Annotated in this window: 20 protein-coding genes and 1 riboswitch; of the genes, 9 read left to right on the forward strand and 11 right to left on the reverse strand. The window is 41.1% G+C overall.

What is annotated here, in order from left to right; translation table 11 throughout:
- Positions 1 to 56: 56 nt before the first annotated feature.
- From ACMUMJ_RS07005 to pgi, 6 genes are all read left to right on the forward strand, one after another.
- On the forward strand, positions 57 to 1,406 hold the full coding sequence (locus tag ACMUMJ_RS07005) for a sigma-54 interaction domain-containing protein (RefSeq protein ID WP_414678096.1): 1,350 nt from the start codon (positions 57 to 59) through the stop codon (positions 1,404 to 1,406).
- Between the two features lie 535 nt (positions 1,407 to 1,941).
- Complete coding sequence (gene pcnB / locus ACMUMJ_RS07010) at positions 1,942 to 3,393, forward strand: polynucleotide adenylyltransferase PcnB (protein WP_414678097.1); 1,452 nt, start codon at positions 1,942 to 1,944, stop codon at positions 3,391 to 3,393.
- The gene (folK, locus tag ACMUMJ_RS07015; protein WP_414678098.1) at positions 3,386 to 3,862 is read left to right on the forward strand and encodes a 2-amino-4-hydroxy-6-hydroxymethyldihydropteridine diphosphokinase; all 477 of its coding nucleotides are present in this window, start codon (positions 3,386 to 3,388) and stop codon (positions 3,860 to 3,862) included. The genes pcnB and folK overlap by 8 nt, the downstream gene beginning before the upstream one ends.
- A gap of 10 nt (positions 3,863 to 3,872) precedes the next feature.
- Positions 3,873 to 4,694 carry a 3-methyl-2-oxobutanoate hydroxymethyltransferase gene (panB, locus tag ACMUMJ_RS07020; RefSeq protein ID WP_414678099.1) on the forward strand — a complete coding sequence of 274 codons (822 nt, stop codon included), beginning with the start codon at positions 3,873 to 3,875 and terminating at the stop codon, positions 4,692 to 4,694.
- A gap of 2 nt (positions 4,695 to 4,696) precedes the next feature.
- Positions 4,697 to 5,548: a pantoate--beta-alanine ligase gene (gene panC / locus ACMUMJ_RS07025; protein WP_414678100.1), complete on the forward strand. Its 852-nt coding sequence runs from the start codon at positions 4,697 to 4,699 to the stop codon at positions 5,546 to 5,548.
- Positions 5,549 to 5,575: 27 nt separating this feature from the next.
- Positions 5,576 to 7,222 carry a glucose-6-phosphate isomerase gene (gene pgi / locus ACMUMJ_RS07030; protein ID WP_414678101.1) on the forward strand — a complete coding sequence of 549 codons (1,647 nt, stop codon included), beginning with the start codon at positions 5,576 to 5,578 and terminating at the stop codon, positions 7,220 to 7,222.
- A gap of 82 nt (positions 7,223 to 7,304) precedes the next feature.
- Here the strand turns inward: pgi and ACMUMJ_RS07035 are convergent, their stop codons facing one another.
- From ACMUMJ_RS07035 to ACMUMJ_RS07070, 8 genes are all read right to left on the reverse strand, one after another.
- On the reverse strand, positions 7,305 to 7,850 hold the full coding sequence (locus ACMUMJ_RS07035; protein WP_414678102.1) for an Lcl C-terminal domain-containing protein: 546 nt from the start codon (positions 7,848 to 7,850) through the stop codon (positions 7,305 to 7,307).
- A gap of 2 nt (positions 7,851 to 7,852) precedes the next feature.
- Entirely contained in the window at positions 7,853 to 9,421 is a 1,569-nt protein-coding gene (locus ACMUMJ_RS07040) for an Lcl domain-containing protein (RefSeq protein WP_414678103.1), read from the reverse strand.
- Positions 9,422 to 9,594: 173 nt separating this feature from the next.
- Positions 9,595 to 10,071, reverse strand: a complete 477-nt coding sequence (greA, locus tag ACMUMJ_RS07045; RefSeq protein ID WP_414678105.1) for a transcription elongation factor GreA — start codon at positions 10,069 to 10,071, stop codon at positions 9,595 to 9,597.
- Positions 10,071 to 13,286: a carbamoyl-phosphate synthase large subunit gene (gene carB, locus ACMUMJ_RS07050; RefSeq protein ID WP_414678106.1), complete on the reverse strand. Its 3,216-nt coding sequence runs from the start codon at positions 13,284 to 13,286 to the stop codon at positions 10,071 to 10,073. Before carB ends, greA begins: the two co-directional genes overlap by 1 nt.
- Positions 13,287 to 13,303: 17 nt before the next feature.
- Positions 13,304 to 14,434 (reverse strand): glutamine-hydrolyzing carbamoyl-phosphate synthase small subunit, encoded by a 1,131-nt coding sequence (gene carA, locus ACMUMJ_RS07055; RefSeq protein WP_414678107.1) that lies wholly within the window; start codon positions 14,432 to 14,434, stop codon positions 13,304 to 13,306.
- Between the two features lie 265 nt (positions 14,435 to 14,699).
- Positions 14,700 to 15,251, reverse strand: coding sequence for a DJ-1 family glyoxalase III (locus tag ACMUMJ_RS07060; RefSeq protein ID WP_414678108.1), 552 nt, complete (start codon positions 15,249 to 15,251; stop codon positions 14,700 to 14,702).
- A gap of 57 nt (positions 15,252 to 15,308) precedes the next feature.
- A complete protein-coding gene (gene rimI, locus ACMUMJ_RS07065; protein WP_414678109.1) occupies positions 15,309 to 15,737 on the reverse strand; it encodes a ribosomal protein S18-alanine N-acetyltransferase in 429 nt (142 codons plus the stop codon).
- Positions 15,738 to 15,751: 14 nt separating this feature from the next.
- Complete coding sequence (locus tag ACMUMJ_RS07070; RefSeq protein WP_414678110.1) at positions 15,752 to 16,558, reverse strand: hypothetical protein; 807 nt, start codon at positions 16,556 to 16,558, stop codon at positions 15,752 to 15,754.
- 224 nt (positions 16,559 to 16,782) lie between these two features.
- A riboswitch (cobalamin riboswitch) is annotated at positions 16,783 to 16,916 on the forward strand.
- Positions 16,917 to 16,951: 35 nt separating this feature from the next.
- Here ACMUMJ_RS07070 and ACMUMJ_RS07075 point away from each other — a divergent pair.
- The 3 genes from ACMUMJ_RS07075 to ACMUMJ_RS07085 are packed head-to-tail and all read left to right on the forward strand — an operon-like array spanning position 16,952 to position 19,320.
- Positions 16,952 to 17,632, forward strand: a complete 681-nt coding sequence (locus ACMUMJ_RS07075) for an energy-coupling factor ABC transporter permease (protein ID WP_414678111.1) — start codon at positions 16,952 to 16,954, stop codon at positions 17,630 to 17,632.
- 25 nt (positions 17,633 to 17,657) lie between these two features.
- Positions 17,658 to 18,458 (forward strand): transporter substrate-binding domain-containing protein, encoded by an 801-nt coding sequence (locus tag ACMUMJ_RS07080; RefSeq protein WP_414678112.1) that lies wholly within the window; start codon positions 17,658 to 17,660, stop codon positions 18,456 to 18,458.
- 58 nt (positions 18,459 to 18,516) lie between these two features.
- Positions 18,517 to 19,320, forward strand: a complete 804-nt coding sequence (locus ACMUMJ_RS07085; protein WP_414678113.1) for an amino acid ABC transporter permease — start codon at positions 18,517 to 18,519, stop codon at positions 19,318 to 19,320.
- 41 nt (positions 19,321 to 19,361) lie between these two features.
- Here ACMUMJ_RS07085 and ACMUMJ_RS07090 read toward each other — a convergent pair whose 3' ends face one another.
- The 3 genes from ACMUMJ_RS07090 to nusB all read right to left on the reverse strand — a co-directional run bounded on the left by ACMUMJ_RS07090 (position 19,362) and on the right by nusB (position 21,442).
- Entirely contained in the window at positions 19,362 to 19,841 is a 480-nt protein-coding gene (locus ACMUMJ_RS07090; protein ID WP_414678114.1) for a phosphatidylglycerophosphatase A family protein, read from the reverse strand.
- A 41-nt stretch (positions 19,842 to 19,882) separates the two neighbouring features.
- Positions 19,883 to 20,833, reverse strand: a complete 951-nt coding sequence (gene thiL, locus ACMUMJ_RS07095; protein ID WP_414678115.1) for a thiamine-phosphate kinase — start codon at positions 20,831 to 20,833, stop codon at positions 19,883 to 19,885.
- Between the two features lie 108 nt (positions 20,834 to 20,941).
- Positions 20,942 to 21,442 (reverse strand): transcription antitermination factor NusB, encoded by a 501-nt coding sequence (nusB, locus tag ACMUMJ_RS07100; protein WP_414678116.1) that lies wholly within the window; start codon positions 21,440 to 21,442, stop codon positions 20,942 to 20,944.
- Between the last annotated feature and the right edge of the window lie 61 nt (positions 21,443 to 21,503).

The following is a 21,503-nucleotide window of genomic DNA, read 5'->3' on the forward strand; positions in this document are numbered from 1 at the left end:
CAAGATAAAATACGAAAGTGTATAATTGTGACCCATCGTTACCAATGGTTACAGCTATGCAGAATATTCTTTTAATCTTTCCGATACACTCTCCTCTTGAGGAAGCCAATATATGGCTGTCTCGTAGTGGATTTAATACCTTTTGTTGTCATCACATCCACCAAGCACAAACAGATCATGAATTAAACACCATCGACTTAATCTTAATCGACACACTCTCACTGCCCTCAAGCTCTGTTAACCTTTCTTTTTCCCCTTGTCCTATTATTATTTTCGATCAATCTCCGTCAGTGACCAACGCCACCTTGATGATGAAAGAAGGAGCTCACGACTACCAGCCATTACCAACAACATCAGAAAAGCTACTCGAAAAAGTAGTAAGTATTTTTGATAAAAGCACGCCAAAAACCAAACTTTTTGCTAAGACAGGCAGTAAAGATGAATCTCTTCACCTACAAATTCTAGCAAATGGCATTATTGGCAGTAGTCCACTGATGCAAAACCTCTTTAATGATATGCAAAAAATATCCACAACGGATGTCACTGTACTGATTAGAGGTGAATCAGGGACTGGTAAAGAACTGGTAGCGAAAGCACTACACAATTTAAGCAAAAGAAAAAATCAGCCCCTCATTAGTGTTAACTGCGCTGCAATACCAGAAAACCTCATTGAATCTGAACTATTTGGTCATGAAAAAGGCGCATTTACTGGAGCAGTAAGCGCTAGAGATGGATTAATTTTTGCTGCAAATAAAGGCACTCTATTCTTAGATGAGATCGGCGAACTGCCTGTAGAAGCACAAGCCAGACTACTACGAGTACTGCAAGAAGGAGAAATCCGACGAGTCGGTGCAGTCACCTCAACAAAAGTCAATATTCGGCTTGTTACTGCTACCCATAGAGACCTAAGAGACATGGTGTCTAAAGGGTTATTTCGTGAAGACTTATATTATCGCCTCTATGTAATGGAGCTTATTCTCCCTCCATTACGAGATAGAGATAATGACATCTCCCTAATTGCCGAAACATTACTCTACAAATCTTGCGAAAAGCATCACAAAACCAAGCTCAAATACACCAAAGAATTTGATCAAGCAATTAGAGCCCATGACTGGCCTGGAAACGTTCGTGAATTAGAAAACGCAATAGAGCGAGCAACCATACTCAGTGATTCGAATAAAGTAGATCCATCAAACTTAAAAATCCCTCCAAGAACCACAAAAAAAGACGAAAAACAAAACAGTGGACTAGACGGAAGCTCGATATTTACCCTAGATGAGTACTTAAAGCACGTTATTCTGACTCATCAACACGCCCTAACAGAAACTCAACTTGCTCTTTCTTTGGGCATTTCTAGAAAAAGTCTGTGGGAGAGAAGAAAAAAACTAAAAGTAGAAAAAAAGTAACAACGAGAAGTAACAAGTGATACATAAATACCCAAAAAAAGACAATTGCTTTTTATTATTTTACCCTTAAAAAAACAAGAAAGTCTTAAATTTCAAAAAGATAACAAAAGTGGCACACCTTGTGCTCTATTACGAACACAACGATAACAAGAAAGACCATAATAAAAATAAGTTAGTCGTGAAATGTAAGTTCCTAAAAATAAAAATAAAAATGTTAGGAACACCTTAGCCTCTTAAAATAAAAATAAAATCTGAGGCTAGGGATAGAAAAATCGCTTTGGATAGTTGATCTTTTTAGATATATAAGCCTTCGGGCAATGAAAACATTGCAATAATAAAAATAAGTTTTGAGTAGAACTGCGACAGCAGCACCAACTTTGTTTTCGGAACTAATATCTTCATGTATCCAAAGCGATTATTTGTTTACCCCACCTAATCGCTAAATCTCATATTCTCATATCTTTTTATTTCAAGTGAAACTTTTACGTTACATGTGTAAAATGCAATCACCGTCAATTTAATAGTTTGTACCCTAATGCTAACAGGATTTAAAAATTTGGCTAAAAAAGCCAGTTCGCTTTTTACTCCAAGAAAAACACACGAGTATCCTATAGTGATACCTCGCGATAAACATACCCTTTCTCGCTCCAACCTAAGCACCAACGCTGTTAAGGTTCTTTATCGTCTAAATAAAGAAGGCTTTGACGCCTATTTGGTTGGTGGATGCATTCGAGATCATTTAATTGATATGAAACCTAAAGATTTTGATGTGGTGACCAGCGCCACACCGGAAGAGGTTCATGCAATTTTTTCTAACTCTCGTTTAATCGGTAGACGCTTTCGCTTAGTTCACGTTACTTTTGGTAGGGAAATCATTGAAGTATCGACATTTCGTGCAAATGCGGCCCCAGCAAACAAAGAAGACGACAAAAAATCAAACAACAGCAGTTTAAAAGGTAAAGATTCTGCTCGCTCTTCCCACGGTATTATTTTAAGAGACAATGTGTGGGGAGACATTGAGCAAGACGCTCAACGTCGTGACTTCACATTCAATGCTCTCTATTACAATGTCACTGACTTTAGCATTCATGATTACTGCGGTGGACTTGAAGACATCCAAGCACAGCAAGTAAGGATCATTGGTGATGCAAGCCAACGCTACCAAGAAGATCCTGTGCGTATGTTAAGAGCGGTGCGTTTTGCAGCCAAACTTGATTTTACTATTGAAGCTAAAACAGCCGCTCCAATTAAAGAGATGGCTCACTTATTAGACCATATACCACCTGCACGATTGTTTGAGGAAGTCTTAAAGCTCCTTGGCAGCGGTAATGGCGTAGAGACCTATCACCTATTGAAAGAATACGGCTTATTCCGTTATCTTTTTCCAGAGATCGATGACCTTATTCGTACTAACTGGCAATCACCTCTAATAGAGGTAGAAGCATTCATTCTTAAAGGTCTTATAAATACAGACAAACGCTTAAGTGAAGGCAAAAGCACTGCACCTTACTTCTTATATGCCGTCCTATTATGGCCGAAAGTGTTGCATCGCCATGAAGAATTTTTAGCACAAGGACTGCCAGAAACACCCGCATTACACCAAGCAGCATCTTTAGTACTGGATAATCAAGTTGCCCATACCTCCATCCCAAGGCGATTTTCAACACCAATGCGAGAAATTTGGGACTTACAGTTCCGCTTGCCTAAGCGCTTTGGAAAACGTGCTTTCACACTGGAGCAACACCCTAGATTTAGAGCCGCATTTGATTTTATCCTGATCAGAGAAGAAAGTGGGTCTGAGCTAGGAGGCCTTGGAGAATGGTGGCAATTATTCCAAGATGCCAATGATAAAGAGCGCCGAAATTTAATAAATAAAGCGGACCCATTAAAAAACGGTAAAAAAACGTCTGCTAAACGCCGTATTAGGCGTCGAAAATCAAATACCAAATCATCATTTGATACAACAAGTTCGACACAAAATGAATAAAATTTATATTGGACTTGGCAGCAATCTAAATAACCCTATACAACAGCTAGAAAACGCACTAGCTGCGCTTTCTGCTTTGCCAGAAATAACTGATTTAATTTATTCCAACTTCTATTCAAGCAAACCCGTTGGCCCTCAAGATCAACCGGACTTTGTCAATGCTGTTGCCTCTTTCTCAACCTTATTAGACCCCATTCCGCTACTAGATGCTTTACAAAACATCGAACAGGAACATAATAGAATAAGAGAAAGACATTGGGGTCCAAGGACGCTGGACTTAGACATACTTCTAATTAACAATGATACCTTATCATTACCTAGGTTGACGGTTCCCCATCCCTATATGCTAGAACGTGGGTTTGTCATTAAACCATTAGCAGATATTACACCGGGAATGCTTTTACCAAACGGCAAAACCGTTGAAGAGCATTTACATTGCATAAATACTACGGACCTAGTCTGTCTATAAGAAGAATACTATGTACGCTGACACTTCGAAGAAAAAACTGAATAGCCCAATTACCCTAAGCCACTTGCAAAAAATGAAAGCAAAAGGGGAAAAGTTCTCTTGCTTAACAGCCTACGATGCAACCTTCACCCACATCATGAACGAAGCGGGCATAGACACCATTCTAGTGGGTGATTCATTAGGAATGGTCATTCAAGGACAAGACAGCACGCTTCCAGTAACGATCGAAGAAATGTGTTATCACGTCAGAGCCGTCAAACGTGGAAATAGCAATGCTTTCTTATTGTCTGACATGCCTTTTATGAGTTATAGCAAGCCTGAGCTGGCGCTCGATAATGCTGCAAAACTTATGCAAGCAGGGGCAAACATGGTAAAGCTAGAAGGAGGAAGCTGGCTATGCGATACCGTAAACCTTTTATCACAACGCGGCATTCCAGTGTGCGCCCATTTAGGACTTACCCCTCAAGCCGTTCATAAACTAGGCGGCTATAAGGTACAAGGCAAAACAGGTGATGCCGCAGATCAAATAAAACAAGACTCTCTCGACTTAGTAAAGTCAGGCGCAGATATTTTACTATACGAGTGCATCCCAACTGATCTAGGCAAAGAAATTACCGAGCTGGTTAGCGTGCCAACCATCGGTATAGGTGCAGGTAAGCATACGGATGGCCAAGTATTGGTGCTACACGACATGATTGGCATCAACCTAGGTAAGCGCCCTAGATTCGTTAAGAATTTTTTAACCGATGGACGATCCATCCAAGAGTCTTTCGAAGCCTATGCACAAGAAGTAAAAAACCAGACCTTTCCATCCGACGAACACGGTTTCTAGCAATGAGAACATGCCATACGGTACATGAGTTAAGAGCAACATTAAAAACCGAACGACTAAAAAACAAGAGTATTGTATTTGTGCCAACAATGGGCAATCTGCACGACGGGCACATGAGTTTGATTAGACGCGCTACAAAGGAAGGTGACATTGTTGTTTCCTCAATCTTTGTCAACCCCATGCAATTTGGAGAAAACGAAGATATTGAACGCTACCCCAGAACACTAGCAGAAGATCAAACTCTGTTATTAGAAAATGGCTGCCACTATCTTTTTGCCCCTGACGCATTAGAAATGTATCCAGATGGCAAGCGCAGTCAAACCCAAATAGAAGTGTCTGATATCTCGAATATTTTATGCGGAGCCAGCCGACCAGGACACTTTGTAGGCGTATCAACTGTTGTAACCAAGTTATTTAATATCGTTCAACCTGATGTTGCTATCTTTGGTTCAAAGGATTTTCAACAGCTCAAAGTCATTGAAAACATGGTTCGAGACTTGAGTGCCAATATCAAAATTATTGGAGAAGAAATTGCCCGCGCAGAAGACGGCCTGGCTTTAAGTTCAAGAAATGGCTATCTAACACCAGAAGAAAGAGTGATTGCGCCATCTGTTTATCAAAGCTTGCTAAATGCAAAAGAGCAAATTCTATCCCGAGAAAAAACGTTCGAAGAAATTAGCGAAGAGGCACAGAAAAAACTTGAGGCATCAGGACTTACCCGAGATTATTTTGAAATTCGCTCGCAACATACTCTTAAAAAGCCCACGAAAAAGGAAAAAGATCTCGTTATTTTAGTCGCTGCTTATTTAGGAAAGGCAAGACTTATAGACAATCTATGCATCACGTTAAACTAACTTAAAACGTATTTTTAGGAGAGAGTAATGACGTCACCAACACACCTACCATCTTGGAAAGCACTATCCGAGCATCGTGCAGAAGTCGACGCGACTAGCATCCAACAAATTTTTGATACACACTCTGATCGTATTACAGAATGCACTGTAAACGCTGCAGGCTGGACCTTGGACTTTTCAAAAAACCGAGCAACGTCAAAAACACTGTCTCTCCTAACTCAACTGGCTAAAGAAGCGGACATTGAATCCCTTAGAAATAAAATGTTTCAAGGCGATACTATCAACTCAACAGAAAACCGCAGTGTATTACATACCGCACTAAGAGCCAGCCACGCTCAAGAGTCTTTAGTAGTAGATAACAGCAATGTATTGGCAGAAGTACGATCTACCTTAAAACAAATGGAAAAATTTGTTTGGCAACTCCAGAGTGGTCAATGGAGAGGCTATTCCAATAAAAAAATCCTTGATGTTGTTTCCATTGGCATTGGTGGATCCTACCTTGGCCCAAAGGTCGTTACTGAGGCATTAAAACCCTACGCCCAAGACACCATACGAGTCCATTACATTGCAAATATTGACGGCTCGGACATTAGCGAAAAGTTAAAAAAACTGGATCCTGAAACGACTCTATTTATTGTTTCATCAAAATCATTTGGAACACTAGAGACTCTATATAACGCAAATGCTTCTAGAGAGTGGTTTCTACGTAATGGCGGACAAGAGAATCAAATACACAAGCATTTTGCAGCGGTAAGCTCTAACGTTAAAAAGGCGGTTGAATTTGGTATCGCAGAAGAAAATATATTCCCAATGTGGGACTGGGTTGGTGGTCGTTATTCCCTTTGGTCAGCCATTGGGTTACCGATTGCTGTCTCAGTAGGCATGGAAAACTTTCGCGCCTTACTTGACGGTGCCCATGAGATGGACACCCACTTTAAAACAGCACCCTTAGAAAAAAACTTACCAGTAATAATGGGAACATTAGGCATTTGGTATTGCAATTTTTATGGAGCACAATCCCATGTACTTATTCCTTATGATCATTACTTGCGAGGCCTCCCTGCCCACATTCAGCAATTAGATATGGAAAGTAATGGTAAAGCCAATCACCAAGACGGCTCCAACACAGAAATAGACACAGGTCCAATAATATGGGGCGGATCAGGTACAAACGGCCAACATGCTTATCATCAACTACTGCATCAAGGCACTCGACTCGTACCAGTAGACTTTATAGCACCTTTAACAACTCACAACCCTGTAAATGATCACCACCTACAGTTATTTGCAAACTGTGTTAGCCAATCTCAGGCTCTTATGGTTGGAAAAACACTTACTCAAGCAAAAGATGAGCTTAAAAACAGCGGTGCAACAAACGAACAAATAAATAAAATCGCACCACACAAAGTCATTAAGGGAAATCGTCCAAGTAACACGTTATTAACTGAGAAACTCACTCCCTTCACTGTTGGTTCACTCATCGCACTGTACGAACATAAAACTTTTGTTCAGGGGGCCATCTGGGGCATAAATTCTTTTGATCAATGGGGTGTAGAATTAGGCAAGGTATTGGGAACAGATATAGCACAAAGGCTTTCATCAAGCACGGATAATGCAGAACTGGACACATCAACACAAGCACTAATCGAAGCCTTTAAAAAAGCACAGTCATAATTAATCTTTAGAACAGAAAAACAACCACACTCATACTCTAACGGTATATAGAATATGAGTGTGGTTTTTTTATATGCCATCCTTATTCTTGCACTGCATTTCGAACCAAGCGAAGAGAGCCGCCCGAGTTCAAACGTTGGGTTTCAACCCGTCCATGAATAAACTCCACAACCCAAATATTATCTTGAGAAACATCTTTCACTGGTGTTGAAGTAAAAAAACTTACAATAGGAGTATTTGGAAACACCTCTAAATTAACGGCAGGTCGGTAGCACTGCTCCTCTACAATAGAGCGAAGCTCTTTTACATTTGGCATACGCCAATCTGTATGACCAGCAAACCCATCACCTTCATTTAAGGTAATTACACTTCGTAAAAAGACATCCCAAAATGCAGAACTGACACTACCCGTCTCGCAATCACTCCCTGACAGTCCTTCAGCACATTGCTTCCACATTAGGCCTGTCTTTAAATCCGTAACAGTCTCATCACCATTAATAGTAAATCGTGATGAGGCTGTCGTAGGCGTAATATTATTCGGCTTACAATTTACCTGCTCAGCATACGCAGAAACGGAACCTGCACTTAAATACCCTAAGCATATAAATCCAAATATTTTTTTCAACATAACTAGTCCCCACTAACCAAGCGAACAGAACGACCTGCGTTTTTACTTTCTGACAGAACAAGACTTCCACCTGTTAATGTCGCTGCATTAGCCACATCAAACAAAATAACCCACGCTTTATGGCTTTCTGTGTTTTCAGGATCAGATCCGTTAGACCAGAACTTGGCACCACTTTCTATATTGGGGAAAAAGTTTGTATCTATTGATGGAGAGCTTTCACCAAAATGCACCAACCCTAATAATTCACTAGGTGATGGCATTCGCCAATCACTTTTCCCACACAATTTGCTCGTATTTACACGCTCTACAAACGCTTTTGTGTTACAAAAATTCTCACTACTTTCAGTATAACCAAAACAAGCAAGTGGCTGCGTATTTTCTCCTCCTGAATCACGACCATTTTCTGCAATATCAGGGTTATACCAGCTGAATATATCATCAACATCATGCAGACCTTGATCCGCCTTGAAACCATTACCTCCTTGTTTAACCTCCCAAACCAATCCAGTGACATTATCTTGAACGCAATTCCAAAAAGTCTCCGTTTCTGCCAAAGGTGAACCCAAAGCATCCAGTTTTGTATAACTAAAACCAGCGAAACCATCTATAGGATCATTACTTGTCGAATCAAGACCAGTAGAACAATCTTGCAGCTCTACAAATGTTCCACTGCAATCAGCATTATGATTACCTGCTGCGTTGGGATCACTCACATAGTCAGGGAAGTCGATACCAAAATCTATTCCAGTATCTGTTAGCACTCTAGACGTAACTGTAGCAGCAGAAACGCTTGGCGTTGCAGAAGCCTCTACACTTATAGCACTTTCCACTCCATCAGAAGCAACAGATGTAACAACAAAAAAGTAAGGTGTATCATTCGTTAAACGTGAGACACTGGTTAAAGCACCGGTAATACCAGAAACAAGTGTACCTCCAGCCAATGAGGAGTAATTCGATATGTCACTTAATGACGCAAAGCTTTCTGTTGCATGATAAACATTGTAAGAAGCTGCATCAGACACTTCGGCCCAAGTCAGTTCTACTCGCTGATTTCCAGCCACAGCAACTAAATTTTCTGGCGCACCATTTGAAATGGGAGTGGCTCTTACTTCCGCGCTTCGACCACCTTCACCTGCGCTATTAACAGCCGTCATGGTAAAAAAGTATTCCGCTTGATTTGTTAAGTTTTCAATGGTCGTACTCGTTCCCGTCAAACCTCCAACCGTTTTCCCTTCTATTAGAGATACGACAGCCGACAAACTCGACAAACCAGCCATACTCTCAAGCGCATAATACACCGTATAGGTATCGGCACCCGTAACTTCCGACCACGTTAACGTCACTGCACTCTCCTGCGCTTCTGCACTTAGGCTACTAATAACATCGGGTAAACTGACTGAACTAGTCGGTATTTCCGTTTCTGTCGTCGGCGTCTCTGTGGTTGGTGTTTCAGTCGTCGGAGTTTCTGTTTCTGTGGTCGATGTTTCCTCTTCTACTGTCCCACCCTCAGGGGTACCACAACCAACCAAACCCACAATACAAACCAGCAATAAAATCCAAAACTTTCTCATAATCCACTCAACATTCCGCAATTTGATCGTAAAAAATCTACCACCCAACATAGATAAGCTTACCCACAAAATGCTATCGGCCCAACCTTTCGTCTCTTTATTGTAAACAAAAAAAAGCAGAGTAAGTGTATACACTACTCTGCCTTCTTAATTTATTCAAAATACTAAAATGACTAGATATGCTCTACTTTTTCTATTTCGTAAACCACTTCACCACTTGGGATTTTGATATTAATTTCATCACCTTCCATTTTGCCAATTATTGCTTTGGCAATTGGAGAAGCATAAGAAATTTGCTTTTTCTTCACATCCGCTTCATCGTCACCAACAATACGGTAAACCACAGTCTCTTCTGTATCCACATTGTATAGGGTAACCGTTGAACCAAACACAACTTTACCCGTATGAGGAATCGTTTTGACATCAATTACTTGAGAATCAGCAAGCTTACCTTCGATCTCTTTAATACGACCTTCAGTAAAACCCTGCTCTTCTCGTGCGGCATGATATTCCGCATTTTCTTTTAAATCACCGTGCTCACGAGCTGTCGCGATGTCCGCAATAATACGCGGACGGTGGACAGTTTTCAGATTATTTAACTCCTCTCGAAGTGCTGCCTCGCCCACCACTGTCATTGGTACTTTTCTCATTATTTCCCCAAATGCAAATCTTGCAATCTTCTAACTTTGGTTTCCTCTTTGAGACTAATCGCTAAGCTTGTCGCCTCAGCACCAGTCAACGTAGTAGTGTAACAAACCTTACGCTGTAATGCTGTACGACGAATTACTGATGAGTCAGCAATTGCCTGCGTCCCTTCTGTTGTATTAATAATGTAGTCAATGTCTCCATTTTTCAACATATCGACAATATGAGGACGACCTTCATTTACTTTATTTACTTTGCGTACAGAGATGCCTTTGTTCGCTAAGAATTTCGCCGTTCCACATGTTGCAACAATATCAAACCCAGACTCAATTAAGCGCTCGACCACGGCAACAGAGTTTTCCTTATCCATATCTCGCACACTGATGAAAGCCATACCAGAAGTAGGTAAAACAGTACCGCCACCCAGAACCGCTTTTCCAAAAGCTTCAGCAAACGTATCGCCGATCCCCATAACTTCGCCTGTAGACTTCATTTCAGGACTAAGAATTGGGTCAACACCTTGGAATTTATTAAACGGAAATACCGCTTCTTTTACACTGTAATAATCAGGAATTATTTCTTCTGTAAACCCAAGTTCCTCTAGCGATTTACCCGCCATAACCATTGCTGCAACTTGAGCCAAGGAACGGCCAACACATTTAGATACAAAAGGCACCGTTCGAGACGCGCGAGGGTTAACTTCTATAACGTATATTTCACCGTTCTGCAAAGCCAATTGTGTATTCATAAGACCAATAACCCCTAGCTCTAAGGCCATTTTCTTAATCATGTCACGAATTGCATCTTGATCTTTTTCTGAAAGAGAATATGGAGGTAAAGAACACGCAGAATCACCTGAGTGAACGCCCGCTTGTTCAATATGCTGCATAATCCCACCGATAACCACTTGCTTACCATCAGAAATACAATCTATGTCCATTTCTATGGCCGCGTTCAAAAAATGATCCAACAGTACAGGACTCTCATTCGATACTTTCACCGCATTCGTCATATAACGAACCAATTCAGATTCGTTATAAACAATCTCCATTGCACGCCCACCTAATACATAGGAAGGTCGCACAACAAGAGGGTAACCAATTTCTGTCGCTTTCATGATCGCTTGATCAGTACTGCGAACCGTTGCATTTCGTGGCTGTTTAAAACCTAAACGCTGAATCATACTTTGGAAACGTTCACGATCTTCAGCGCGATCAATTGCCTCTGGAGTTGTCCCAATGATTGGCACACCTTCTGCCTCAAGTGCACGAGCAATTTTCAGTGGAGTTTGTCCACCAAACTGAACAATTACACCCATTGGTTTTTCTTTACGAACAATCTCTAACACATCTTCAAGCGTTACTGGTTCGAAGTACAAGCGGTCTGATGTATCGTAATCTGTTGAGACTGTTTCTGGGTTACAGTTCACCATGATGGTTTCATAACCACCTTCACGTAATGCTAACGCAGCATGAACGCAGCAGTAATCAAACTCAATACCTTGTCCAATACGATTAGGGCCACCACCTAGCACAACAATTTTTTGGCGATCTGTTGGTTCTGCTTCACACTCTTCTTCGTACGTTGAATACATATATGCGGTATCTGTTGCAAATTCAGCAGCGCAAGTATCAACACGCTTATAAACTGGGTGCACATCCAATAAATAACGACGCTCTCTCAATGACTTTTCAGTAACATCCAATAATTGAGCAAGACGAGCATCAGAGAAGCCTTTACGCTTCAAACGGCGCATTTCATCGTAATCAAGATCAATTAAGCCTTTATCAGCTAAAAAGGCTTCGTCTTTAATTAAATCTTCAATTTGAACTAGGAACCAATGATCAACGCCCGTTAACTCATACACTTCATCAACAGACAAACCAGAACGAAAAGCATCTCCGATATACCAAATGCGATCTGAACCAGGTGATTTCAGTTCATAAATCAGCTTTTCTTTGGAGTTTTCTTTGCTAAAGTTCAACTGAGGATTAAATCCATCAGCCCCCCCTTCCAAACCTCTAAGCGCTTTCTGTAAAGACTCTTGGAATGTACGACCAATCGCCATAACTTCACCCACAGACTTCATTTGTGTCGTCAGTCTGTCATTTGCCGTTGGGAATTTCTCAAAAGTAAAACGAGGAATTTTTGTTACGACATAATCAATTGCAGGCTCAAAACTTGCCGGTGTACGACCGCCAGTAATGTCATTTTGCAACTCATCTAACGTATACCCAATTGCCAATTTAGCGGCAATTTTGGCAATAGGGAAACCCGTTGCTTTAGATGCTAGAGCAGATGAGCGAGATACACGCGGATTCATCTCAATAACAACAAGACGACCTGTTTTCGGATCCATGCCAAATTGAACATTGGATCCGCCAGTTTCAACACCAATTTCACGCAGCACGGCAAGAGAAGCATTACGCATGATTTGATATTCTTTATCCGTTAGGGTTTGCGCTGGTGCGACCGTGATAGAATCACCCGTGTGGACCCCCATTGCATCAAAGTTTTCAATCGCACATACGATGATGCAGTTGTCGTTTTTATCACGAACGACTTCCATCTCGTATTCTTTCCAGCCAATCAAAGATTCATCGATTAACAATTCATTGGTTGGAGACAGATCCAAACCACGCATACATATCTCTTCAAATTCTTCCATGTTGTATGCAATACCGCCACCGGTGCCACCCATAGTAAAAGAAGGACGAATAATACAAGGGAAACCTAAGCTCGCTTGTACTTCCAACGCTTCTGTCATACTGTGAGCGATGCCTGCGCGTGGGCATGAAAGGCCAATCGCTTTCATTGCTTTATCAAAACGATCACGATCTTCTGCTTTATCAATAGCATCTGCCGTTGCGCCGATCATTTCAACATTGTATTTTTCTAAAACACCATGACGCTCAAGATCTAACGCACAATTAAGCGCGGTTTGGCCACCCATTGTCGGTAAAACCGCATCAGGTCGTTCTTTTTCAATAATCTTTTCCACTGTTTGCCACTCAATGGGTTCAATATAAGTGGCATCCGCCATAACTGGATCGGTCATAATCGTGGCAGGATTCGAGTTTACCAAGATAACTCGAAAACCTTCTTCACGTAGCGCTTTACACGCTTGTGCACCTGAATAGTCAAATTCACATGCCTGCCCGATAACGATCGGGCCAGCACCTAAAATCAATACGCTTTTTATATCAGTACGCTTTGGCATAGTAGTTCTGTCCCCAGTTAGGCTTTATTAGCTTTAATATTTTCAATAAATTGATCAAACAAAGGCGCAACGTCATGCGGTCCTGGACTTGCTTCTGGATGACCCTGAAAACTAAATGCCGACTTATCAGTACGGGCAATACCTTGTAATGACCCATCAAATAAAGACTTATGAGTTGCCACCAAATGATCTGGCATATTGTCCTCATCTACTGCAAAACCGTGGTTTTGGCTGGTAATCATTACAATGCCTTTTTGAAGATCTTGCACTGGATGGTTTGCACCATGGTGACCAAACTTCATTTTTTTTGTTTTCGCACCACTTGCTAAAGCTAAAAGTTGATGCCCCAAACAAATACCAAAAACAGGAACATCCGTCGTTAGAATTTCTTTAATCGCTGAAATTGCGTAATCACAAGGTTCTGGATCACCCGGACCATTAGATAAAAAGACGCCATCAGGATTTAACGCAAGCACATCTTTTGCGGGTGTTTGTGCAGGAACAACCGTCAAACGACAACCACGCTCCACCAACATTCTTAAAATGTTTCGCTTAACACCATAATCATAAGCAACAACATGAAATGGAAGTTCCGTTGGTGTCGTATGACCATCAACTAAATCCCATGTGGATTCAGTCCATTCATAGGACTCTTTCACCGTGACTTCTTTTGCTAAGTCCATTCCCTTTAACCCAGGGAAAGACTGTGCATTAGCAATAGCTTCCGCTTCTGAAATAGACTCTCCAGTCATGATGCAGCCCGCAAGAGAGCCTTTTTCTCGCAAAATGCGAGTCAATTTACGTGTATCGATATCAGCAATACCGACCACGCCCTTGCGCCTTAAATAAGCATCTAATGTTTCTTCTGAGCGCCAACTACTCGCAACAAGCGGCAAATCTCTAATGATAAGTCCATCACACCATGTGTTACTCGACTCTTCATCTTCTGAATTGACACCAGTATTACCAATATGAGGATACGTTAGAGTAACGATTTGTCGTGCATAGGAAGGGTCAGTTAGAATTTCTTGATAACCAGTCATCGAGGTATTAAACACTACCTCAGCAGTCGATGAGCCATTCGCTCCAATCGACGTGCCTTTAAATACAGTGCCATCTTCAAGAGCAAGAATTGCTGATGTTGCCAAAGGAGCCTCCCATTTTAAGCCGTTCAGGTTGCAAAAAAGCGAGACGAACAGCTTAGTTCATCTCGCTTTTTAGGAATTGCTGTATTGAAGAAATCAACAGAAGAAAAACTTGCTGTGATGTCCCAAAAATCCTAACAATTCTACTCTCAGGCAGTAATAATATCTACTAAAAAGGCCGTATTTGAGAAGGGAATAGTGTATTTTCTTTGCATTTTAATTGACCAAAAAGTCAAGAATAGTTTTTTCTTAATAAATAGGAAAGTATCTAACACAAAAGACCGTCTGCGACCTCTTGAGCCACATCATAGCCTTTCAAATTTGCCAACAAACTGAGTGCAAAAGTCATTGCTGTTGCAGGGCCTTGACTCGTGAGAGTATTATCATCCATAACAACAGGCTGATCCGAAATGTATTCAGCACCAGTCAAACCACTTTCAAAGCCAGGATAACAAGTTGCCTGTTTATCTACTAAGAAACCATGAGTACCAAACACCAATGCTGGAGCAGCACAAATAGCCGCTAATAGAGCATCTTGAATATCGTGCTTTTCTAGGATATCGATCAACAATTTACACTCTCTTAAGTTCTCTGCGCCAGGCATTCCACCAGGAAGTGCAATAGCATCAAACATGCTATCTTGAACATCCGTCAAAAGCTCATCGGCTTCGATTTTAGAGCCACGAGCAGCACAAATTGTTTTACTTTCATGAATACTGGCTACAACAACCTCAACCCCACCCCGACGTAATACATCAATAATGGTAATTGCTTCTATTTCTTCACTGCCGTTTGCTATCGGCACAAGTAACGTTGCCATTTTTTTTCCTTTCACTTAGTTAACTCATTGACGTTTTATGAAATGCGCTACGATCTATTAGTTACACTCTAATTGCCGACTCATTAAAAGCGCAGGTTCCATGCCTATTTCAGTTGAATAGTAATTTTTTCTAAGCCCAACTTGAAGAAACCCCATGCTTAAATACAAAAACACAGCCAATTTATTCGACGCTCGTACCTCCAATAAAAAGTGATCTACCTGCTTACCTTCCATAGTCAACATCCACGTTAGCATCAACTGTTTTGCAAAACCTTGCTGTCTATAATCAGGATGAATCAGAATCAATTCGAGCTCCGACTCATTTAAAAGCGAGGAAGCCGTCAACCAACCAATGATTTTCCCTTCTAGATCATCTTCAACTACCCAGTTCGAACGGGTTGATAAGGCATCTGTTATCAGCTTTTCCCCCCATGAATAAGAATGGCTAACTAGATCCAATTCAACAATCGAATTGAGATCACTCATTAATGCCTCTCGAATCATAGATCTCTCATCCTTTGCAGTTCATTCCAAGCGTCTCGCTTTAACTCAGGGATACGATATAACTCAGGTAAACTGACAATATTAGCTCTAGGCAGAGAAGCAATTACGGATGATGTCGGCAACGCATCCATCACTTTTTGTAGCTGAGTTCCCGCCACAACTAACATTGATCCATCTTGACTCTCTTCAATATAGCGCTCTACAAAGCTTTCCAGGGCACCTAGCATCCAATCAGTTTTTTCTACAAAATATGAATTATGCAATTTTTCAGGCCAAGAAAAACGAGCAGATTGCCATTCTTGAACAGAGTGCCTTAATAACGCCTTAGACATTTTTAATGTCAAATTTTCAATCGCATCGTACTCATCAAATACCTGAGGGATGTGGGTTATTATCAAAAGGCGGCGCTCTATACTATATAATTGGGCGGAAAAAGACTGAACCAATATATCTTCTTGTGCAGTCGAAGGAGAAATGTCTACGGCGAACTCTTCGATAGGTTGTAAATCTTCAACAATAACAGACGAATTCGATAACAATTCTTCCTTTAGCTCTGTTACTGTTTTTTGAGTAACCTCAGGGTCATCCAACATAGGAACAGGTTGAAAGCCAAAAGAAGTCGCCGCGTTTTGAGATAGGCTTTCTGCTTCCCTTTGAAAAACAGGCACCTGAGAATGCTCGGTTACCCAAGGTATGAAAGGACGGGGGAGAGAGGGAGTCTCTAATGTAGATTCCTTTGGCACCCAGTTTACCACTCCCATTTGTTCCAAGCAGTAAGCCTGCTGTACCGTATCAGTTAGCATGGTATTCTCATATTTTTCACAGAAAAGCGTGTTGACGTTGTAGAGTGTAATTCATTATTTTAATACTTAAACTCAATAAATATCATCAAGTCGCTCTTTTAAATTCAAACCGCTTCATCATAACAGCATAATTCTTTTCAGCGAATCATTGATCTTGAATATATGCATAACTTTCATGCTTAAAAGACGACTGTTCATAACCATTCGGGTAAAAAAAAGATATACTCTTTTTTTCTCCACTAGGTGCTCTGAACAGAGTGAAACGGGAAAACAGTGTAACTCTGTTACTGCCCCCGCAACAGTAAACTGATTTTAGTTGATCAGAAGTCTGGAGACCGGCCTAGTGCAACCTTAATCTATTACACGGGTGGGTGTAATTTATGGAATATTATTATGCATATTGAACCAGAATTAGTCACTGGCGCTAAGCTTCTTTTAAGCTACGCCACAGCAACCGTTTCCTTTGGGCTTGTTGCCAAAGCGTCTTTAAATGCAATAAAACAAGACGGTGTCCGCAAGCTGCTCATTCGTAGCATTATGGCTATTGTCGCCGTATTCGCATTCTTTGAACTTTTTATGCACCACGCAGTTGGGGTTTCAGAAGTTCATTTGATTCTTGGGTCATCACTCTTTCTATTATTAGGCCCTGCCGCTGCCGGCATTGGCTTAATCGGCGGATTATTAATACAAGGCGTTTTCTTTGCTCCAATCGATTTGCCTCAATACGGAATGAACGTAACCACGTTGTTACTGCCTTTATTTGCAATGGCAGAGATAGCGAAACGAACCATTCCAAACACAACTAAATACGTCGATTTAACCTACGCTCAAACATTAAAGCTGTCACTAACTTATCAAGGTGGCATTATTGCATGGGTTGCATTCTGGGCTGTTTACGGTCAAGGTTTTGAAGCAAGCAACTTAGTCTCTGTCGCCATGTTTGGCAGTGCTTACATGAGCGTTGTTTTACTTGAACCAATCGTCGATTTAGGCTTATTAGCAGCAGCAAAAGCATCACGGAAGTTCAGCTTTTCAGCATTTTTTGAAAAACGCCTGTATTCGGCTTCTATCTAACGACAACCTATGTTTAAGGTACATTATGAAACTATCTACTTTTTTAATGGCAACCATTACCACATCTGCCGCTTTGTTCTCCACACCAATGCTAGCCGACACAGCTCCGTTACCTGATTTAGACGGCAGAACCATTGTCGCTGTAACTGAGAACGCCTATTCACCATTAAATTTCATTGATCCTAAAACAGGCAATGGAATAGGCTGGGAGTACGATGCCTTTAATGAAATAGCTCACCGCTTAAACGCTAAAGTAGATTGGAAACTAAGCAGTTGGGATACAATGATACAAGCGGTAAAGCAAGGTCAGTTTGACGTGGGAATGGACGGAATAACCATAAATGAGGAACGTAAAAAAGAAATCGACTTTTCGATTCCTTATATGGTGTCTCAACAGTTTATGTTAGTTCGTCAAGATGAAGAACGCTTCAAAGAGCACACAGCGTTTGCAAAGAATGATGACCTATTAATTGGCGCACAACCGGGCACTACCAATTTTTATGTTGCAGTGTATAACGTATTAAATGGTGATGAGAACAACAGTCGTATACAACTGTTTGAAACATTTGGAGCATCTGTTCAAGCCTTAAAAACAGGTGACGTAGATATGGTTCTAATGGATGCATCGTCTGCTCGTGGTTACATTGGTGCTAACCCTGGCATCTTCAAACTGGTTGGTGATCCTCTTGGAACAGAAGAATTTGGTTTTATTCTAACGCCTAACTCTGATTTAACACCGGCAATCAATGCCGCCATTATTAGCATGAAGGAAGATGGAACTTTAGAAATGCTCAATAAAAAATGGTTCTTTGATTACAACAACTAATCAATAACAATTTTAAACCACTTTTCTTCGGGAAAGTGGGTTTACTTTATTAAGCATTATGATTATAAAACGCTCTTCTTCTCAATTCCCTTGGTGGCTTCTGTTTACGGTAATTATTGGATTACTGCTAAGTTGGAACATTGTTTCTGACCAAGGTTATACCAGAATATTCAGCACATTAAGCAATGGCTTATGGGTCACTATCGGCGTCACATTAATGGCTTTTTGCTTAGCCACCGTGATTGGCTTATTTGTTGCTCTTGCTGGTTTTTCTCGCTTTACACTCATTCGGCAATTGGCAACGTTTTACGTTGAAATAATTCGCGGAATTCCGGTACTTGTGATTTTGTTTTACATTGCTTTTGTGGGCGCTCCCGAGCTTATAAAGCTATATAACTGGGCCCTACAAGATCTAATAGAACAAGGTTTTGTAACAACAGCGAGAACCCGTGATTTCAGCATGATTTGGCGAGCAATATTCGCACTCACAATCAGTTACAGCGCTTTTCTAGCAGAAGTGTTTCGAGCAGGAATACAGGAAGTTGATAAAGGTCAAATTGAAGCCGCTAAAGCGCTTGGGTTAAATGGCTGGCAACGTTTTCGCTTTATCATTTTTCCTCAAGCAATAAAGAAAATTTTACCGCCACTTGGAAACGACTTTGTCGCCATGATTAAAGATTCAGCACTTGTTTCGGTCTTAGGCGTGCAAGATATTACACAAATGGGAAAAGTATTTAGTGCATCCACGTTCCAATTTTTTGAAACGTATAATGTTGTCGCTTTTATGTATTTAGTTCTTACCCTCAGTCTATCGCTAATGATACGAGGGATAGAGAACTATTTAAAACGCAATGAAAGATAAGACAAAACGAAAAATCCAGTCTTATGCGTTCATCAAAGCATTTATACACCGAGATAAATTAGCCCCTGCAATGCAAAAAAAGCAAACACACCCGCTAATACATCATCTATCATAATGCCAAAACCACCATGAACCTTCTTGTCCAGCCAAGAGATTGGCCAAGGTTTTAAAATATCAAACAAGCGAAAGAATGCAAAACCAATAATAATGTACAGCCACCCTTCAGGCGCCATCCACATAGTAATCCAAAAGCCAACAAACTCATCCCAAACGATACCCGAATGATCATGTACTCCAAGGTCTTTTGAAGTCTTATCGCACAAATACACACCCACAATGAAGGTTGATATAAGCATGATCAAATAGGTCTGATCAGCCCAATGCTGCATCAACAAATAAATGGGAATCGCAGCCAGAGTACCAAACGTGCCCGGTGCTTTATCAACCGTACCAGAGCCTAAACCAAACGCAAGAAAATGAACGGGGTTACGCCATACGGAATTGGGTACTTTATCTGTCATATAGAAACCTCTTAACCAATGTAAAATAATAGTATGGCGAATTAAAAATGCTGCCAGCCATTTAAATGCCCTGAATACCCTTCAATCGTAAAACCAGACTCAACAACATGCCCTATACGAGTACAAGGTAAATGCAATGTCTGCGTAATCAGAAGTATGTCCTCTCTCATGGAGTTAGGAGCGGTAAAGCAAAGCTCATAATCATCCCCTCCCGTCAGGGCAAGGCTAAGAGCACTCTCTGGCTGCCACTCCCGTAAAGTGTCAGAAATAGGCACAAGGCGACCATCAATAACAGCTCCTACACCAGATCCTAACAGGATGTGCTGAACGTCTTGGGCTAAGCCGTCTGAGATATCCATCATGGATGAAGCCACTCTTTTCAGTGCCATACCCCCAATCAAACGCGGAGTTGGTCGCCAATAGCGATTATAAAAATATTCATATATATCATGCTGAACAATCCTTTCTCCCGTTACTATAGGAACAGCGGCAGATGCATCTCCCAAACAACCAGTCACATAAATATCATCTCCCAGTAAGGCTCCTGAACGAACTCGGCATAGCGATGCTTCAATGTAGCCATGCACCTGCAAAGTGATGGCTAACGGCCCTTTTGTTGTATCGCCTCCCACCAAAATCAAACCAATAGGCTCGGCCAATTCCGCCATACCTTGCGCAAATGCAGCCAGCCATTGAGCGTCTGAATTGGGAAGTGTCAGTCCTAAGGTAAAGAAGGCAGGCTTTGCTCCCATCGCAGCAAGGTCGCTAACACACGTCGCTACGGCTCTATAGCCGATTGCAGCAGGATCCGCATCATAAGGAAAATGCCTGCCCTCCACCAAGGTATCCATTGAAAACACCAAGGTTTGATCAGCAGGCACCTTCACTTGAGCGCAATCGTCTCCAATCCCCAATAGAATATCATTACGCCCTTCTATATTTGCCATAGAAGCGTTTTTAAAAATACTCTGAATAAGCTCAAATTCTTTCATATAGGACATCTCAAAATACGGAAATTAGAGTTTAGATCGGTTTAAAATCCACCCCAGCAGACATAAAAAAGCCATCATTGAAGATGGCTTTTCAAGGCAATACTATTATTATCTTTCGCGACGCGCCGCTATTTCTTCACGACGAACTCGCTGAGAAAGCTTGTCTAATATACCGTTCACGTATTTATGACTTTCGGTTGCACCAAATGATTTCGCCAATTCAACGCCTTCATTAATAACAACTCGATAAGGAACATCCAAACGTTCTGATAACTCAAAACTACCAATGCGTAAAATAGTCAATTCAATTGGATCTAACTCAGATAAAGATCTATCTAATAAAGTCTCAAAAAGATCGTCTAATTTATTTGCTCGTACGGTCACACCTTGAATTAATTCACGGAAATAGACTTTATCGCATGTACCTAAATCATGATCAACAGCAAATTGCACTTCAATTTCATTAATTGGAGTACGATTCATATGCCATTGATAAACAGCCTGCAATGCGAAGCTACGAGAAGCGCTGCGCAATTGCGAACGAGATGGCTTCTTAGCTTTTGGCTTAGAACCCTTATTTGGTTGGGTAGACTTATCTACTTCGCTCATTTTTTTCCTCAATAATCCAAGCTACGCAATCTAGTAACAATCTCAACACAGATAAAATGAC

Source organism: Marinomonas phycocola, assembly GCF_047525455.1.
Lineage (GTDB): Bacteria > Pseudomonadota > Gammaproteobacteria > Pseudomonadales > Marinomonadaceae > Marinomonas.

Excerpts from the sequence above, each read along its gene's own strand:
- ACMUMJ_RS07005 (WP_414678096.1), top strand. The coding sequence starts at position 57 with ATGCAGAATATTCTTTTAATCTTTCCGATACACTCTCCTCTTGAGGAA.
- pcnB (WP_414678097.1), top strand. The coding sequence starts at position 1,942 with ATGCTAACAGGATTTAAAAATTTGGCTAAAAAAGCCAGTTCGCTTTTT.
- folK (WP_414678098.1), top strand. The coding sequence starts at position 3,386 with ATGAATAAAATTTATATTGGACTTGGCAGCAATCTAAATAACCCTATA.
- panB (WP_414678099.1), top strand. The coding sequence starts at position 3,873 with ATGTACGCTGACACTTCGAAGAAAAAACTGAATAGCCCAATTACCCTA.
- panC (WP_414678100.1), top strand. The coding sequence starts at position 4,697 with ATGAGAACATGCCATACGGTACATGAGTTAAGAGCAACATTAAAAACC.
- pgi (WP_414678101.1), top strand. The coding sequence starts at position 5,576 with ATGACGTCACCAACACACCTACCATCTTGGAAAGCACTATCCGAGCAT.
- ACMUMJ_RS07035 (WP_414678102.1), bottom strand. The coding sequence starts at position 7,850 with ATGTTGAAAAAAATATTTGGATTTATATGCTTAGGGTATTTAAGTGCA.
- ACMUMJ_RS07040 (WP_414678103.1), bottom strand. The coding sequence starts at position 9,421 with ATGAGAAAGTTTTGGATTTTATTGCTGGTTTGTATTGTGGGTTTGGTT.
- greA (WP_414678105.1), bottom strand. The coding sequence starts at position 10,071 with ATGAGAAAAGTACCAATGACAGTGGTGGGCGAGGCAGCACTTCGAGAG.
- carB (WP_414678106.1), bottom strand. The coding sequence starts at position 13,286 with ATGCCAAAGCGTACTGATATAAAAAGCGTATTGATTTTAGGTGCTGGC.
- ACMUMJ_RS07060 (WP_414678108.1), bottom strand. The coding sequence starts at position 15,251 with ATGGCAACGTTACTTGTGCCGATAGCAAACGGCAGTGAAGAAATAGAA.
- rimI (WP_414678109.1), bottom strand. The coding sequence starts at position 15,737 with ATGAGTGATCTCAATTCGATTGTTGAATTGGATCTAGTTAGCCATTCT.
- ACMUMJ_RS07070 (WP_414678110.1), bottom strand. The coding sequence starts at position 16,558 with ATGCTAACTGATACGGTACAGCAGGCTTACTGCTTGGAACAAATGGGA.
- ACMUMJ_RS07075 (WP_414678111.1), top strand. The coding sequence starts at position 16,952 with ATGCATATTGAACCAGAATTAGTCACTGGCGCTAAGCTTCTTTTAAGC.
- ACMUMJ_RS07080 (WP_414678112.1), top strand. The coding sequence starts at position 17,658 with ATGAAACTATCTACTTTTTTAATGGCAACCATTACCACATCTGCCGCT.
- ACMUMJ_RS07085 (WP_414678113.1), top strand. The coding sequence starts at position 18,517 with ATGATTATAAAACGCTCTTCTTCTCAATTCCCTTGGTGGCTTCTGTTT.
- ACMUMJ_RS07090 (WP_414678114.1), bottom strand. The coding sequence starts at position 19,841 with ATGACAGATAAAGTACCCAATTCCGTATGGCGTAACCCCGTTCATTTT.
- thiL (WP_414678115.1), bottom strand. The coding sequence starts at position 20,833 with ATGAAAGAATTTGAGCTTATTCAGAGTATTTTTAAAAACGCTTCTATG.
- nusB (WP_414678116.1), bottom strand. The coding sequence starts at position 21,442 with ATGAGCGAAGTAGATAAGTCTACCCAACCAAATAAGGGTTCTAAGCCA.